Source organism: Pseudomonas sp. FP2338, assembly GCF_030687515.1.
GTDB lineage: Bacteria > Pseudomonadota > Gammaproteobacteria > Pseudomonadales > Pseudomonadaceae > Aquipseudomonas > Aquipseudomonas salomonii.
On the sequence record NZ_CP117436.1, the window covers coordinates 4,637,653 to 4,653,200 of the forward strand.

Annotated in this window: 11 protein-coding genes; 4 read left to right on the top strand and 7 right to left on the bottom strand. The window is 56.8% G+C overall.

All coding sequences use genetic code 11. The features are described from left to right. Positions 1–96: 96 nt before the first annotated feature. A complete protein-coding gene (gene aceK / locus PSH96_RS20920) occupies positions 97–1,806 on the bottom strand; it encodes a bifunctional isocitrate dehydrogenase kinase/phosphatase (RefSeq protein WP_305454802.1) in 1,710 nt (569 codons plus the stop codon). 451 nt (positions 1,807–2,257) lie between these two features. On the opposite strand from aceK, the gene PSH96_RS20925 reads away from it, so the two are divergent. The 4 genes from PSH96_RS20925 to cysN all read left to right on the top strand — a co-directional run bounded on the left by PSH96_RS20925 (position 2,258) and on the right by cysN (position 8,303). Beyond that, positions 2,258–3,820, top strand: a complete 1,563-nt coding sequence (locus PSH96_RS20925; RefSeq protein ID WP_370694374.1) for a methyl-accepting chemotaxis protein — start codon at positions 2,258–2,260, stop codon at positions 3,818–3,820. Between the two features lie 64 nt (positions 3,821–3,884). Further along, positions 3,885–4,778, top strand: a complete 894-nt coding sequence (locus tag PSH96_RS20930) for a DMT family transporter (RefSeq protein WP_305454806.1) — start codon at positions 3,885–3,887, stop codon at positions 4,776–4,778. A gap of 100 nt (positions 4,779–4,878) precedes the next feature. Next, positions 4,879–6,417, top strand: a complete 1,539-nt coding sequence (cysD, locus tag PSH96_RS20935) for a sulfate adenylyltransferase subunit CysD (protein ID WP_305454809.1) — start codon at positions 4,879–4,881, stop codon at positions 6,415–6,417. Beyond that, entirely contained in the window at positions 6,417–8,303 is a 1,887-nt protein-coding gene (cysN, locus tag PSH96_RS20940) for a sulfate adenylyltransferase subunit CysN (RefSeq protein WP_305454811.1), read from the top strand. The genes cysD and cysN overlap by 1 nt, the downstream gene beginning before the upstream one ends. A gap of 145 nt (positions 8,304–8,448) precedes the next feature. On the opposite strand, the gene PSH96_RS20945 is transcribed toward cysN, so the two are convergent. The 6 genes from PSH96_RS20945 to PSH96_RS20970 all read right to left on the bottom strand — a co-directional run bounded on the left by PSH96_RS20945 (position 8,449) and on the right by PSH96_RS20970 (position 15,529). Then, positions 8,449–8,898, bottom strand: a complete 450-nt coding sequence (locus PSH96_RS20945; protein WP_305454813.1) for a hypothetical protein — start codon at positions 8,896–8,898, stop codon at positions 8,449–8,451. Between the two features lie 34 nt (positions 8,899–8,932). Continuing rightward, positions 8,933–10,006, bottom strand: coding sequence for a glycosyltransferase (locus tag PSH96_RS20950; protein WP_305454815.1), 1,074 nt, complete (start codon positions 10,004–10,006; stop codon positions 8,933–8,935). Next, a complete protein-coding gene (locus PSH96_RS20955; protein ID WP_305454817.1) occupies positions 10,003–10,968 on the bottom strand; it encodes a glycosyltransferase in 966 nt (321 codons plus the stop codon). Before PSH96_RS20955 ends, PSH96_RS20950 begins: the two co-directional genes overlap by 4 nt. After that, on the bottom strand, positions 10,968–11,624 hold the full coding sequence (locus tag PSH96_RS20960) for an acetyltransferase (protein WP_305454819.1): 657 nt from the start codon (positions 11,622–11,624) through the stop codon (positions 10,968–10,970). Before PSH96_RS20960 ends, PSH96_RS20955 begins: the two co-directional genes overlap by 1 nt. Before the next feature lie 82 nt (positions 11,625–11,706). Then, the gene (locus PSH96_RS20965) at positions 11,707–12,885 is read right to left on the bottom strand and encodes a glycosyltransferase (protein ID WP_305454822.1); all 1,179 of its coding nucleotides are present in this window, start codon (positions 12,883–12,885) and stop codon (positions 11,707–11,709) included. Then, positions 12,875–15,529 (bottom strand): glycosyltransferase, encoded by a 2,655-nt coding sequence (locus tag PSH96_RS20970; protein WP_305454824.1) that lies wholly within the window; start codon positions 15,527–15,529, stop codon positions 12,875–12,877. The genes PSH96_RS20965 and PSH96_RS20970 overlap by 11 nt, the downstream gene beginning before the upstream one ends. Positions 15,530–15,548 lie beyond the last annotated feature (19 nt).

A 15,548-nucleotide genomic window follows, 5' to 3' on the forward strand; every position in this document is an offset into this window, starting at 1 on the left:
GAGCGGGCTTGCCCGCGAATGCGGTGTGCCTGTCACCTTAATGGTCAACTGATGCACCGCTTTCGCGAGCAAGCCCGCTCCCACAGGAATAGGCGTTTACAGCGGGTCTTTGCGCCGATACGGAAACACATCAATCACCTTGCCGGCGCGAATCGCTTCCTGCAGGCCTTTCCAGTAGTCGGCGTTGTACAACTCGCCATGCAACTCGTCGAACAGCTTGCGCTGGCCGGCATCGGCGAACAGGAACGGCGGGAACTCTTCCGGGAACACGTCCAGCGGGCCGATGGAGTACCAGGGCTCCGAGGCCATTTCATCTTCGGGCGTGCGCGGTGCGGGGATGTGGCGGAAGTTGGCTTCGGTGAGAAAGCAGATCTCGTCATAGTCATAGAACACCACACGACCGTGACGGGTGACGCCGAAGTTCTTCAGCAGCATGTCGCCGGGGAAGATGTTCGCCGCCGCCAGTTGCTTGATCGCCAGGCCATAGTCTTCCAGGGCTTCGCGCACCTGGGCGGGGTTGGCATTGTCCAGGTAGAGGTTGAGCGGGGTCATGCGCCGCTCGGTCCAGCAATGGCGAATCAGTACCGTATCGCCCTCCACCTGCACCGTGCCGGCGGCGACTTCCAGTAACTCGGCCAGGCATTCGGGCTCGAATTTGCTCAAGGGAAAACGGAAGTCGGCAAATTCCTGGGTGTCGGCCATGCGCCCCACCCGATCAACGCTTTTAACCAGCCGGTACTTCTCGATCACCGTGGCGCGGTTGACGTTTTTCGACGGCGAAAAGCGGTCCTTGATAATCTTGAATACGGTGTTGAAACCCGGCAGCGTGAACACGCTCATGACCATGCCGCGCACGCCGGGCGCCATGATGAATTGATCATCGGTGGTGGCCAGGTGGTTGATCAACGCGCGGTAGAACTCCGATTTGCCGTGCTTGTAGAAACCGATCGAGGTGTACAGCTCGGCAATATGCTTGCCGGGCAGGATGCGCTTGAGAAAGCCGATAAACTCCGCGGGCACCGGCACATCGACCATGAAGTAAGAGCGTGTGAAGGAAAAGATGATCGACACATCGGCTTCGTCGGTGATCAGCGCATCGATCTGGATGCCGCGCCCTTCGCGGTGCAGCAACGGGATCACCAGTGGCCACTGCTCGTCGCGGGTAAAAATGCGCCCGACCAGGTAGGCACCTTTATTACGGTAAAGCACCGATGAAAACAGCTCGATACTCAGCTGCGGGTCTTTGCACACCCAATCCGGCAGATTTTCGCGCAGCTGCGCCTGGAGGCGGCGCAGGTCGCCGTCGAGGTCGGCGTAGGCTTCGCTGAAGCGGTAATCGGCGAAGATCTGCGCCAGCGTCGCCGCCAGGTCGCCCGCAGGTTGATACGTTCGGGTTTGCGCCGCACGCGCCCGGCGCAGGCTCGGCCGCGTGGTGTGGATGAACATGCAGCCGTCGCTGATCAGGTCATGGCTGAACAGCCCGCAGAAGATCGAGTTGTACCAGGTCTCGGACAGCTCATCGTCAAAACGCAGATCGATCAGGCCGATGTACGCGCTTTTGACCAATGGCCACTCGTCCACTGCCAGCAACGCCGCCTCATCGAAGTGGGCACGCAGACGCGCCGTGACTTCAGCGACCTTCTCTTCATACAAATTGATGCGCGCCGCCGATGCCGCCTGCCCTTGCTGCCATTGAGCCTTTTCGAAGCGCTCGCGGGCGCCGTCAGTGATCTGGCGAAAGTGCTCACGGTAATCGTCGAAGCCATCGAGGATCATGCGGGCAATGGCAGGGGCGGATGACGACATGCGGGAAACCTCGAACGGGTATCTGGATGCCTGAGCTTAGCCAGTGAATCGAGGCAGGAGAAGGATGATTTGCACGGCCTGACTGTACAACATCATGTGTTTTGTACATTTAGTTTCAGTTTTAATAAGTAGACCACTCAGTCAATAAACGCACCAAAAAGTCACCCCACTCACCGCTACAGGCTTGGAACTGCGTGGCCCTGCCCAAGCCGAGCGCAAAGCGTACCCACCTGTGAATTCACAACTGATGTAACAACCTCGACACCGCTTAGGGGAAACCCCGATTACTACCTTAATGGCACTTTGATATACAGCGCGCCCTTTCCCAACCGAACAAGGTCTGAAGACCGACCCGGGAACCGGTTCAAATCGCCTAAGGAGCACTAAGATGTCATTGAGGAATATGCCGATCGGTCTGCGCGCCAGCCTGAGTTTCGGGGTGTTGGCCAGCATGCTGGTGATCGTCGGAATGTTTGGCCTGGGGCAGATGGCCAAGCTGCGCGAAAGCGCGTTGGTGATGGAAGAGTCGTGGATGCCGAGCATCGAGAATATCCACGACGCTGCAGCCTGCATCGCCAGCATCCGCCTGGAGTCGATGCGCATGGCGACCACCGACGAATCAAGGATCCGCGACAACAGCAAAAGCCTGATCGCCCGCCAGCGCAACGAACTCAACACCCTGCTTGAGCACCACACCGACCTGCTCAGCGGCGACGAAGAGCGCGCCATGCTCAAGCAACTCAACAGCGATGTGAACACCTACAACAGCATCGTCAGCCAGATGATGGAGCTGGTCGACAAGGACCAGCAGCAAGACGCCATCGACCTGCTCAACACACGCATCGGCCCACAGGGCACGGTCTTGAATAAAAGCCTGGAGGACATGATTACCTTCAATCAAAAAGGCGTGGAAGCCGCAGCGGACGCGGCGGCGCAGATGTACACCCGCGCGCAGTGGGTGGTCGGCCTGATCATCCTGTGTGCACTGATCGCAACCTTGTTGCTCGCCTGGCTGCTGACCCGCAGCATCACCGCCCCGCTGGGCCAGGCCCTGGCGGTGGCGCGCACCATTGCCGGTGGCGATTTGAGCCAGCCCATCGTGGTCAAAGGCAGCGACGAACCGGCGCAATTGCTGACGGCCCTGGCCACCATGCAGGATCAGTTGCGCACCACCATTCATGGCATCAGCGAGTCGGCCCAGCAACTGGCGTCCGCAGCCGAAGAGATGAGTTCGGTGATGGAGCAGAGCACCCGTGGCCTGCAAGCGCAGAACGATGAGATCGAACAGGCCGCCACCGCCGTCAACGAGATGAGCGCGGCGGTGGACGAAGTAGCGGCCAATGCAGTGTCCAGCGCCGAGGCGTCCACGGCCTCCGACGAAGACAGCAAGCACGGTCATTACCAGATCAGCGAAACCATCAGCTCGATCCAGAGCCTGGTGGACGAAGTGCTCGGTGCGTCCAACAAGGCCGAAGGCCTGGCGGTGCAGGCCCAGGACATCAGTAAAGTGCTGGAAGTGATCCGCGGCATCGCCGGGCAAACCAACCTGCTGGCGCTCAATGCCGCCATCGAAGCCGCCCGTGCAGGCGAAGCCGGGCGCGGGTTTGCAGTGGTGGCCGACGAAGTACGCTCGCTGGCACAACGCACCCAGGACTCCACCGAAGAAATCGAGCAGATGATCAACGGCATCCAGCAAGGCACCCAAGGCACTGTCGAAGCGCTTAACAGCAGCGCCGAGCACGCCGGCCAGACCTTGCAGCGGGCCAACAGCGCCGGCAGCGCCCTGGAAAAAATCACCGCAGCCATCTCGCAGATCAGTGAACGTAACCTGGTGATCGCCAGCGCCGCCGAGCAACAGGCGCTGGTGGCCCGCGACGTCGACCGCAGCCTGGTGAACATTCGCGACCTGTCGACCCAGACCGCCGCCGGTGCCACCCAGACCTCGGCGGCCAGCCAGGAGCTGTCACGCCTGGCGGTGGACCTCAACGGCATGGTCACGCGGTTTGTCCTGTAATTAGCGATTGTGTCGCGCAGGCCACTGGGCAACACTCGCCGCCTTATTGATGTAGGAGTGTTCCGTGAGACCTGTCGACACCCTGTACCTGTTGGGGCTGGCTGCCATTTGGGGCGCCAGCTTCCTGTTCATGCGCATCATTGCGCCGGAAATCGGCACGGTGCCGACGGCGTTTTTTCGCGTGTCGATCGCCGCCGCCGGGTTGCTGGTGATCCTCACGATGATGCGCGTGAACTGGGACTTCCAGGGCAAGTTCAAGACCGTGCTGCTGCTCGGCGTGATCAACTCCGGGATTCCCGCGACTATGTATTCCGTGGCCGCCCAGGTGCTGCCGGCGGGTTACTCGGCGATCTTCAACGCCACCACGCCGTTGATGGGTGTGTTGATCGGCGGGCTGTTCTTCAGTGAGCGCCTGACGCCTTCCAAAATCGCAGGTGTTTGTTTGGGCCTGTTTGGCGTAGGAATCCTGACCCGTGCCGGGCCGGTAGCCTTTGATATGGACTTGTTGATGGGCGCACTGGCCTGTCTGCTGGCCACCACGTGCTACGGCTTTGCCGGTTTCCTTGCGCGGCGCTGGCTCGATCAGCGTGGCGGCCTGGACAGCCGGCTTTCGGCATTGGGCAGCATGCTCGGCGCTACCCTGTTCTTACTGCCGTTTTTTGCCTACAGCGCCATCAGCCATCCACCGGCGAGCTGGGGTGGTTGGCAGGTATGGTCGTCATTGCTGGGGTTGGGGCTGGTGTGTACGGCGTTTGCCTACATCCTGTACTTCCGCTTGCTGTCGTCGATTGGGCCGGTGAAGTCGATGACCGTGACCTTTATGATTCCGCCATTTGGCGTGTTGTGGGGCGCGTTGCTGCTCGATGAACCGTTGTCGATGGCCCATCTGTATGGCGGGGTGTTGATTGCGGGCGCCCTTTGGCTGGTGCTGCGACCAGGGAAATTATCGACCCGCTAGGCGCCCGTCATCATCTGGTCACGCAGTAAACGCTTGAGGTATTGGCCGTAGCAATTCCTTCAGGGTGACGTGAAGGTTTCGCACACCAGGTCGTCGCTATTTGCAATACACAAACAAAACACATAACAAAAAAATACAGATAATGTATTTTACGCAGCACAATTGGACAGATTCGCAAAATGCGACAAAGGTCATCATGCCCAACCCAGACTTTTTCGGCTTGGATGCCCCCGTTGTATGGGATACGCACTCGGCTTATCAACACCTTCATGCGCTCGAACAAGCCGACACCAAACGCACGGCCGAACGCCGCCTGCACGAATTGGGCTTGCTGCCCGCCGAACTCACGGTGCACTCCCTTGAAGATGAGTTGGGACGCCCACCGACCCCTGTCGTGCTGGCCTGGGATGTAGAAAGGGCGCGGGCCAAGCGCAAGCTGGTGATCTTCGCGCAATTGTTCCGTACACCGGACGGCCAAGACTGTTTGCACGCCAACGACGCCAGGGGCGCCCGCTACTGGCTGCCGCTCGGGCCGGTGCCGCTCGATTCCCAGGCCCTGGCCAATGCCCTGCAGCGCTTGCAAGCCCACATTGGCAAATACATCGTCGTGTTTCCCAGCGGACGTCTCACTGCCATTTGCAGGCAAGTCTGCCCACCGGCCAGCGTCGAACTCGGGCTGCTCAGTTATGCCCCGGTACTCGACGAAAGCTCATTGCGCGCGCCACATTCCCCGGCAAAGTCGCTCACGCCTCATCTCAAGCGACTTGAGTCAGAGAGCGTGCAAATCATCCGCGAAGCGGTGGCCGAATCCGAAAACCCAGCCATGCTGTATTCGATGGGCAAAGACAGCGCGGTCATGCTCCACCTGGCCCGCAAAGCCTTTTACCCTTCTGTGCCGCCCTTCCCGCTCTTGCACGTCGATACGCGCTGGAAGTTTCAGGAGATGTACATGTTCCGCGATTTCATGGCACGCGAAAGCGGCATGGACCTGCTGGTGCATATCAACCCCGAAGCGATCAGCAAGAACATCAACCCCTTTGACCACGGCTCGGCGCTGCACACCGACCTGACCAAGACCGAAGGCCTCAAGCAAGCCCTGGATAAGTACAAATTTGACCTGGTGTTTGGTGGCGCACGCCGCGATGAAGAGAAATCCCGCGCCAAGGAGCGCGTGTTTTCCTTCCGCAGCAAAAGCCATCAATGGGATCCAAAAAACCAGCGTCCCGAGGTATGGAACCTCTACAACACCCATAAAAATCCTGGCGAGAGCATTCGCGTTTTTCCGCTGTCCAACTGGACAGAACTCGATATCTGGCAATACATCCACCAGGAAAACATCCCATTGGTCCCACTCTATTTCGCAAAACAAAGGCCTGTCGTTATCCGTAATGGCGTGGCACTTATGGTGAATGATTCACGCATGAAGTTGCTCCCGGACGAGAAAATTGAAGCGCGCAACGTGCGTTTTCGCACCCTGGGCTGCTACCCACTGACCGGCGCGGTGGAGTCAAACGCCCTCACCGCCGCCGATGTCATCCTTGAATTGCTGGGCTCCACCCGCTCCGAGCGACAAGGCCGAGCGATTGACAGTGACAGCGCGTCAAGCATGGAGAAGAAGAAAAAGGAGGGCTATTTCTGATGGCACTCGAACCTACCGCGCTCGCCACTGATGCAACGATCGAAGCCTTTCTGGCGCAACAGGGTGACCAGGACCTGCTGCGTTTCATCACCTGCGGCAGCGTCGACGACGGCAAAAGCACACTGATCGGCCGCTTGCTGTGGGATGCACGGCAACTCACCGACGATCAGCTGACGGCGCTGCACGCCGACTCGAAAAAACATGGCACCCAGGGCAAGGATCTCGACTTTGCACTCTTGGTCGACGGCCTGTCCGCCGAGCGTGAACAGGGCATCACTATTGACGTGGCCTACCGTTTTTTCTCCACCGCCAAACGCAAGTTCATCGTCGCCGACACCCCAGGCCACGAGCAGTACACACGCAATATGGTCACGGGTGCATCGACCGCCGATGTCGCGGTGATCCTGATCGATGCCCGCCAGGGCGTGCTGACGCAAACCCGCAGGCATGCCTACCTGGTGTCGTTGATGGGCATTCGCCAGGTGGTCGTGGCCGTGAACAAGATGGATCTGGTCGGGTTCGACGAGGGCGTTTTTCGCCAGATTACCGACGAGTTCCGCGAGTTTTCGCAAAGCCTGGGGTTCGAGAAGATCATTCCGATCCCTCTCAGCGCGCTCAAGGGTGACAACATCACCCAACGCTCCACCCACACGCCTTGGTACAACGGCCCGACCCTGATGGGCTGCCTGGAAACCCTTGAGATTGCTACGCCTGCGTCCGAGCGCCTGGTATTTCCGGTGCAATGGGTGAATCGTCCGGATGCCTCGTTTCGAGGGTTCAGCGGCTGTGTGGCAGAAGGTCAGGTCAGCGTCGGCGATGAGGTGCGCGCAAGCCTCTCGGGCCACACCGCTACGGTCACCGACATTATCGGCATGAACGGCTCCACCCAGTGCGCCACTGCCACCGACGCCGTTACGCTGACACTGAGCAAGGAAATCGACGTCTCACGCGGTGACATACTGTCCCTGAGCCACAGCCCGCTGGAGGTTACCGACCAGTTTGAAGCCGTGCTGATCTGGATGAACGAAGACGCGGGGCTCAACGGCCGCAGCTACGACATCAAACTGGCGACGCAATGGGCATCGGCTTCAATCACCAACATAAAATATCGCATCGACACCAACACCCTTGCCCGTGATGCCAGCCGCCATCTGTCCCTAAATGACATCAGTGTCTGCACCCTGGCAACCAGCAAACCCTTGGTATTTGACAGCTATCGACAGTCCAGGACCCTGGGAAGCTTCATTCTGGTGGATCGCGTTACCCACGCCACCGTTGCGGCAGGGCTGATCAACCACAGCCTGCGGCGGGCGCAGAACGTGCACCGGCAGGCCCTTTCGATTACCCGTGAAGACCGGGAAAAGCTCAATGGCCACCCAGGCAAAGTCATCTGGTTTACCGGGCTGTCGGGGTCGGGCAAGTCAACGCTGGCCAACGCACTGGAGTTGGAACTGCATGCCCAAGGCTATCGCACCTATATTCTCGATGGCGATAACGTACGCCAGGGCCTGAATAGAGACCTGGGCTTTACCGATGCGGACCGCGTGGAAAATATCCGGCGTATCGCCGAAGTGGCCAAACTGATGATGGATGCCGGGCTTATCGTCTTGACGGCCTTTATCTCGCCGTTCAGGAGAGAGCGGCAAATGGCGAAAGAACTGATTGGTGAGGACCGGTTTGTAGAGGTGTACGTCAGTACAACCCTTGAAGTGTGTGAAGAGCGGGATGTGAAAGGGTTGTATAAAAAGGCCAGGGCCGGACAACTGCCGAACCTGTCAGGGGTGGGCAGCCCTTATGAAGCGCCCGTCGAAGCGCAGCTTGAAATCGATACGGCGCATACCGACCTCGCATTGGCACTTGAACGGCTGCAGGACATCATCAAGTAATCAATGTAACACCCTACGGGCAACACCTACCTTGTTGGCGACAGGGTAGGTGTTTTTCCCGGTCATTAATGCAGCTATCCATTAATGACGAATGCTCACAACCCGCTCAACGCCGAGTTGTGTGTGCAGCTCAATCCGAATTCAATCAGGCTTTTTTGGCCTGGATCTTGAATTTGGTTGGGGACGTGCAGTTGTAGCGGAAGTTGCCTTCCTGCTGGATTACTTTGATCGAGTAGGTACCCGCGTCCAGCTTGCTGATGTCGAGCTTGCCAACGAAGCCGGAGTTCGCCAGGTCAGGCTTGGAGAAGGCCTTGGCTACGTCCGGACGCGGAACGCGTGCAACCGGCGAAGTCAGCACAACATCGTTCTTGGCGTTGATGATTTGCAGCGTCACGTCTTTTGGAATGGTGCTGGCTACAGCGTTGTATGCCCAGCCCCATGGCTCGAACGGGACATTGGACATGACTTCGCTACCGTTGACCGGGCTGTCCAGCGAGCACGAATCATTCGCCGCAACATCTTTCATCTTGTCTGCATCGCAGCCAGCAAGAAGACCCAGTAAAGCAACGGCCGGTAGCAGATAGAGAGAACGCATAAATATTCCTTTTTAAGTTACTATTTTCAAACAATTAAGACTTGAAAAGCTTCAAACAGAGGCTTTTCAAACCCGCGATTTTATTGCCAATCACTGCCAGAAATTTCGGGCGCAGCACATCGACTTCCTGCATCTTGCGATGATACCAACCGGCATCGATCTTGTAGTCCCTTGCCAGCACTTCCCGATGCTCATCGGCGCTGAGAAGCCGATTGAGTTCGAGAATACCGACCATCTCATAGGCCTTGCCCAAGGCTTTGTTTGGCACGAAAAAAAGCAGTGCTTTCTCGATATCCAAGTGCTTGTCACCCGGAACGTCAGGATATCTCAGCAAGTCAGAAAAACCATCCTTGAGATGTTGAGTTCCGACGTGCTGAAAAAAACTACTGGCAATCAAATAATGCTCATTCATCGTGCGCACAGCGTTGGCCACCGTTTGACTGCTGGCGCTTTGCCCTGGTAGCACGCGGAAGTTGATCAGTTCGCGCTCAGAGATGTGAATAGGGAAGCGTTTGACCAGTCGGACCCACATATCAAAGTCAGGCAGCTGTCGAAGGTTATTATCGTAGACACCCACCTGATCAAAACATTCACGCCGAATAAGCATGGTCGGATGGCAAATGCAGTTGCCCCGATCGAAGAAAAAGCGCAACCACTCGCCCTGGGAACGGTTCGGCTGATCAAATACCGAACCAAAGGTCAAACGCCCCTTGCTGATGACTTCACCACGCTTGTCAATAAAACGGGCGCGGCCAAAGGTTGCCCCTAGCTGCGGGTTCTCAAGCAATATCTGCAGCTGATAGATCAGCTTGTCGTCATCACACCAGGCATCGTCCGAGTTGATCAGCGCGATGTATTGCCCCTGCGAACGCGCAATTAACTCATTGGTTACCGCGCAGGCGCCGCGATTTTCTTCATAGGGGAAAAAACGGATTCTAGGGTCGACAATCGCCTCGACGACCTTAGGAGTGCCATCGGTGGAACCGTCGTCGGCAATCAAAAATTCCAGTTCGACCCCGCGCTGCTTCAATACACTGGCAATCGCTTCTTTCACGTATTCAGCGTGATTGAAGGTTGCCATTATCACGCTGATCAGAGGCCCGCTCATACACCTCCACCGCGGCGGATGAGTCTCAGGAAGACTTTTTTAACCACTGGCGGCGTCAAGGCGTTGAACAGCATGACCACAACAGGCGGCAGGAACTGCTCAACGTTGGCTGCACCCCAGGCAACCGCACGCGCAACGGTACCCAGTGAATGGCCACGTCGCGACATCACAATCGCCTTGCGCAAGTGGCGCTGCAGTTTGACGAAGCTGGTATGAAACAGCTGATGGGTCAGTTGGTCATAAGCGGGAATCAGGCTCAGTTGCAGCTCCAATTGCCCGGCATGGGCGACGTGGGACCACGCCCCGCCTGAATGCACGCGATACACCGACATCGGCTCTTCGATAAACCCGATCAGGCTGCTTCTGGCCACGCAGATATTGACGATCCAGTCATACGACTTGATTTCGAACAATGCTTGCGGCAGTGCGTCCAAGGCGGACTTTCTATACAGGCAGGTCGAAAAGTTACCGACCAGGTTATCCGCAATCAGATCACGCGCACTTAACAACCGATAACCGTCGCCGCGCTCGACCCGGCTGACGAAGCTGGCGTCCTCTTCATTAAAAACGAAGTAATTGACCGAGCACAGGCCACATTCCCCATGTGCATCAAGAAACCGGGCCTGGCGCGTCAACTTATACGGGCTGCTCCAGTAATCATCACCTTCAAGCACCGCCACATAGGTACCGGAGCACGCCGAAAAACCGCGCTGATAATTCCTGGTAATCCCAAGGTTGGCCGACGGCGCCAGGTACTTGAAGGTAAACCGCGCGTCGCGACCCTCATAACGCTGGATACAGGCCAACGTCGAATCCGATGAAGCATCGTCCGCGATAACCAGTTCAATAGCGCCGCAGAACTCCTGGCTGAACAGCGAGTCCAGCGCCCGCTCGATATACCGCTCATGATTATAGGTCACCAGCAGCACCGATAATTCGAAGCGCGAACTTGCGTCTGACATTACTTCACCAACAGCCGGGCCGGGTTACCCACTACCGTGGTGTAGGGTTCAACGTCTTTGACCACAACCGCGCCCATGCCTACAACCGCTCCCGCCCCAATCTTCAAGGGAGCCCCATGCCTGCCTTGTTTGATCAGTGCACCGGCGCCTACGTAAGCATGATCACCAATGGTGACATTGCCGTTGCACTTCACGCCCGGTCCGAACGTGACAAAATCGCCAATCACACAGTCATGGGAAATGTTGCACTGGTTGTTGGCCTGAAAAAAACGACCAATCTTTACATTGGAAGTAATGATCGTTTGCTCGGAGATCATCACCCCTTCACCGATCTCATTGCTGTCCAACAAGATTGCGCTGCCAGCAATTAATGAGAACGGCTGTATATCGTTCGCCAGACACGCGTCAGCAATCCGCTGACGAGCCTCCGAGTTGCCAATCGCGATGTTGAATCGCTTGACCCCCTCGAGCGCGAAGAAGGCCTCCAGACTGATCGCCCGATACCCATTGATCTGAGTTGGCGCCTCTAAATTCTCCACAACGAATAATAATTCAGCGTTCAATTCGGCGGGCGTGCCCTTGATCATTGATCGCAGCATCGGCATGACTTCCCTGCCATGCCCGCCTGCACCAATAAGACCAAAAAATGTTTTCATAATGCTCTCTGAACGATTATTCGCTGTTTCGACAGGAACGTGCTGATGCACCCTCCTGCCAGTCCACCTTCAACCCGCTGGCCTACGCACTGATACGCTGTAATTCTCTGCGCAAACGGCGCACTACCCGCTTTAAAAAGTGGATAACACGGCTCTGACCCGACGGGCTTGCAAGTGTCCCGCCTACCGAAGCCGGCGCTGGGGCAGCAGCATGATGGGCAGCCATCAGGAAATGCCCGAACCCGGTTTGTCCGGTTATGCGGTAGAAATCAAAAACCGAGAACATGTACTCATCGCGCAGCACACGCTCGAACTCCGGGTCCGCACACCGTTTGATAAACAAGGACAAGGCCGCGGCTTTGCCCGATGCTTGAACGAATGCGCTGTCCAACAGCAGAAAGAACTTCTCGGCTTCCAGTCTGGCCGGGGTGAGCGGCACACCTTTGAGGCGAAAGTATTCAGAAAACCCGTCAATAAAGACGTGATCCGGCAACGACTCGAAGAAGGATGCAAATATCTCGACCAGTTCGGTCAAGTTTCGCGCCGAGTTTTCCGGCGACACCGCACTGGTATTGTTGCCATCGCGAAGATGCGCGACCAGGTTCTCCTGGATCACATGAATCGGGAACTGCTTGACCAGCCGAATCCACATATCGAAGTCCGGCAGCTGCCTTAACCCAGGGTTGTAATAGCCAAGGGTCTCGAACACTTCCTTGCGCGCCAGCATGCTTGGGTGGCAAATACAGTTGCCCTTCAAGAAGAAGTGCTTGAGCCACTCACCCTGCGTGCGGTTAGGCTGCCTGAAGACATCGTTCCAGATCGCCTCAGGGCCGGAAATCTCCTGCCCCGTGCCGTCCACCAGGTCAGCCCACGTAAAGCACGCGCCCAACTCAGGCTGAGCGTCCAGGATCGCGACCTGCTTGCTGAGCTTGGACGGGTACCAGGCATCATCGGAATTGAGCAGCGCAACATACCGACCGCGTGCCTGCTGGATCAGGAACACCAGGTTCCCCACAGGCCCGAGGTTTCGTTCCTGCCGGAACGTTCGAATACGCGGATCCGTGAAGCTGGAAATCACTTCCCAGCTATTGTCCGGCGAGCAGTCATCGGAGATCAGCAATTCAAAGTTCGAAAAGCTCTGGCCCAGGACACTGTCGATGGCCTTGCTGATATGTTTTGCGTGGTTATAAGACGGCACCACAACGCTGACCAATGGCATCTCGTCAGCGCCCGGTACTGCATCCACTTGCTTAAGAGACATGGCGAGCCTTCCAAAGGCGATACACTTTTTTGAGCGGTTCAGGGCAGTACTTGCGCAGCGTACCCAATCTGCCACGGGGGGCCGACGCTACCGGTAAGGAAGCCACTTGCTGCACACCCTCATTCGCCGGCACGACGTTTTGCATGCCCAGCGGCAACGGGTCGACACTCACCGACGAAATCACCGGATTGCGGATGACCTCACGCAGTATTTCGATGCGCGGTGCAAGCTGTGCGTCATAGCTGTAAAGCGCACGGACACGGCCGATGCCCGCCTCGCCGACCGCTTTCAAGGCGGCAGGATCGGCATGGTATTTCTCAACCAGGCCAACGATATCCCACAGGTCGTACTTGATCAGTACGATATCTTCGCCGTCGGTGAACCGCCCCTTGGCGGAGTTGAACTCGTCAAAGGCGAAAATCGCGGTACCGCGCAGCGCAGCTTCAGTGCAGCTGGCCGTTGGGAAACCATCGAAAGAGCCGGGGAAGATTTTGCCGCTGATGTTCGGCGACATGATGATGTCCATGTCCTGGAAGAAGCCATCAAACTCATCCGGGTTCAGCGAGCCATGGAACTTGATCCGGTCACTGAACAAGCTGACGTCGATGACCGTCTTGTTAAACGGGCCGACCACGTGGAAGAAGATGTTGTCATAGCGCTGGCACAAGATACTCGCCGTGTTGATAAAGACGTCGTAACCCTTGTCTTCACCGTAGGTCGTGTATTTATGCGCCATGAAGCAGATGTCCAGACGCTCCTTGCCGAACCCCCAACGGTTTTTCTGCAGGCGCGGTCGCTCGCCGACGGGTTCAGGCATCACCACGCCGAAAATCATCTCGATCTTGTCAGCCGGGCACAGGTGCTTTTCAGTGATGTAGTTATAAATCACTTGCTGGGTAACGATGACTTTCTGGAAGCAAGGCGAATCAAAGATGCGCTTGAGCTTCTTGTCACATTCGATGCTGTTCAGGGCAAAACCGGCGCCCGGATACAGGGTGAAGACGAACGGAATATTCAGCGCTTCAGCATGCGGCAACAACGAAAAAGCGTTGGAGATGAAGTTGGCGTACAGCACCTTGCCGATGGTCAATGGGAACGACTCATCCGCGACCATGACCCGATTGCCCAGCTCCGGGTAGCTGTGCTGGTAATCGCGAACCACGCTGTTGATCGACGCGTTTTCAAGCACGTGCAAGGTAGCGCCGGTGGTCAGTACCAGCGAACGCTTGAACGCCTTCAAGTAGGCGGTGAACTCGACATGGCGGAAACCGCTACGACGCGAGGGGAACACATCATCGACAACAATCAAGTCAAGCTTTTCAAAGCTGTCGGAGTAGTTGCCGTTTACCCACGCATACAGCTTCCAGTTGTACTTCTGGTAGCCTTCGTTGTAGTTGAAGTCGATAAAAGCGTTGTATTCATCGATCAGGCCGAGCAGCGCAGTGGCCTTGTCCAGTTCTTTACGCGCACTCCACTCGCCACCGATATGCTGACGGTAAACCGACAGCGGCTGCTTGAGGTGCGCAATACTGCCAAACTGCGCGCAGTACGTGTTGAAGAACCAATCCACTGTATAAATATCAAATATTTCTGCAGGGATAACGTCCAGAATCGGGCCACGATAGAAGCACGCGGTAAAGTTGCCGATGACATTGTTTTCGGCCAGTTCCAGGCCGCTGATCGTGTCACTCGCCAGATGCTTGTGTTCCGAAAAAATCTCGCGCGAAGAGCCATCAGACACACACAGCTCGATCGAGTTGAACGACATGACCGATTCCGGGTGCTTCGCCAGGAAATCAATATGCTGTTGAATACGCGTGTCTGAGGTCCAGAAATCGTCGCCTTCACAAAACGTCAGGTAGTCACAGCCCTTGGCCAGGTTCACCGAGGTCGCCAGGTTCGCTACAACGCCAACGTTCTTGGTGTTGGCATGGAACTCAATGGAGATACGTTCGTTCTGCTGGTTCTCGATGGTGGAACGAACCACCTGGGCAGTGTTATCCGGCGACACATCGTCAATCACGATAATGCGCATACGGAACGCGCCTTGCTGGCGCAGTACCGAGTTGATGCACTCTGCAATGTAAGCTTCATGCTTGTAAGTCAGGACAACCACGGTCACCAGGGGCAGGTGGTCAGGGCCTTTGGCAATCAAGCAGCTTTTCTGAAAATGCAGCTTTCTGAGAAACAGATCAACTTGATAGCGCGCACTGCGAACTGAACGCTCACCTTCCTGCTTCGCGAAGATCGAAAAACCGGGCGTGGTCAGAATCGGCTCAAATGCCTGCTGCAGGCTGTTCAGCACTTCAGGCGCGGCGCCTTTGGACTCAACACAGACAAGCCCTCTCCCCGACAGCAGTTCGAAGAGCTTGGCCACCGAGGCGTCAGCCTGCTGCACGAGGACAGCATCCAACAACAGCAGGTCGATTTTTTTGCCGCGAAGTGAATACTGCTTGGCAATGAACCGGGCCGACACCGCTGCGTCGGCCCCTTTCAACACGAGTGGCTGCTCGAGACCGAACTCCTGCATGAGAAAATTCAGCAAACCGAGCTTATCCTCGTCGCTGAAATAATCACGTTTAAAGACTTCAGTACCACTCACGTTCGTGTCCCCGCCTGCGTATTCACTAGTATTGACAGCCATTTCAAATGTCCCTATTTAT

What these genes read in the sequence shown, in the direction of transcription:
- aceK (WP_305454802.1), bottom strand. Translation starts at nt 1,806, where the DNA reads ATGTCGTCATCCGCCCCTGCCATTGCCCGCATGATCCTCGATGGCTTC.
- PSH96_RS20925 (WP_370694374.1), top strand. Translation starts at nt 2,258, where the DNA reads ATGCTGGTGATCGTCGGAATGTTTGGCCTGGGGCAGATGGCCAAGCTG.
- cysN (WP_305454811.1), top strand. Translation starts at nt 6,417, where the DNA reads ATGGCACTCGAACCTACCGCGCTCGCCACTGATGCAACGATCGAAGCC.
- PSH96_RS20945 (WP_305454813.1), bottom strand. Translation starts at nt 8,898, where the DNA reads ATGCGTTCTCTCTATCTGCTACCGGCCGTTGCTTTACTGGGTCTTCTT.
- PSH96_RS20950 (WP_305454815.1), bottom strand. Translation starts at nt 10,006, where the DNA reads ATGAGCGGGCCTCTGATCAGCGTGATAATGGCAACCTTCAATCACGCT.
- PSH96_RS20955 (WP_305454817.1), bottom strand. Translation starts at nt 10,968, where the DNA reads ATGTCAGACGCAAGTTCGCGCTTCGAATTATCGGTGCTGCTGGTGACC.
- PSH96_RS20960 (WP_305454819.1), bottom strand. Translation starts at nt 11,624, where the DNA reads ATGAAAACATTTTTTGGTCTTATTGGTGCAGGCGGGCATGGCAGGGAA.
- PSH96_RS20965 (WP_305454822.1), bottom strand. Translation starts at nt 12,885, where the DNA reads ATGTCTCTTAAGCAAGTGGATGCAGTACCGGGCGCTGACGAGATGCCA.
- PSH96_RS20970 (WP_305454824.1), bottom strand. Translation starts at nt 15,529, where the DNA reads ATGGCTGTCAATACTAGTGAATACGCAGGCGGGGACACGAACGTGAGT.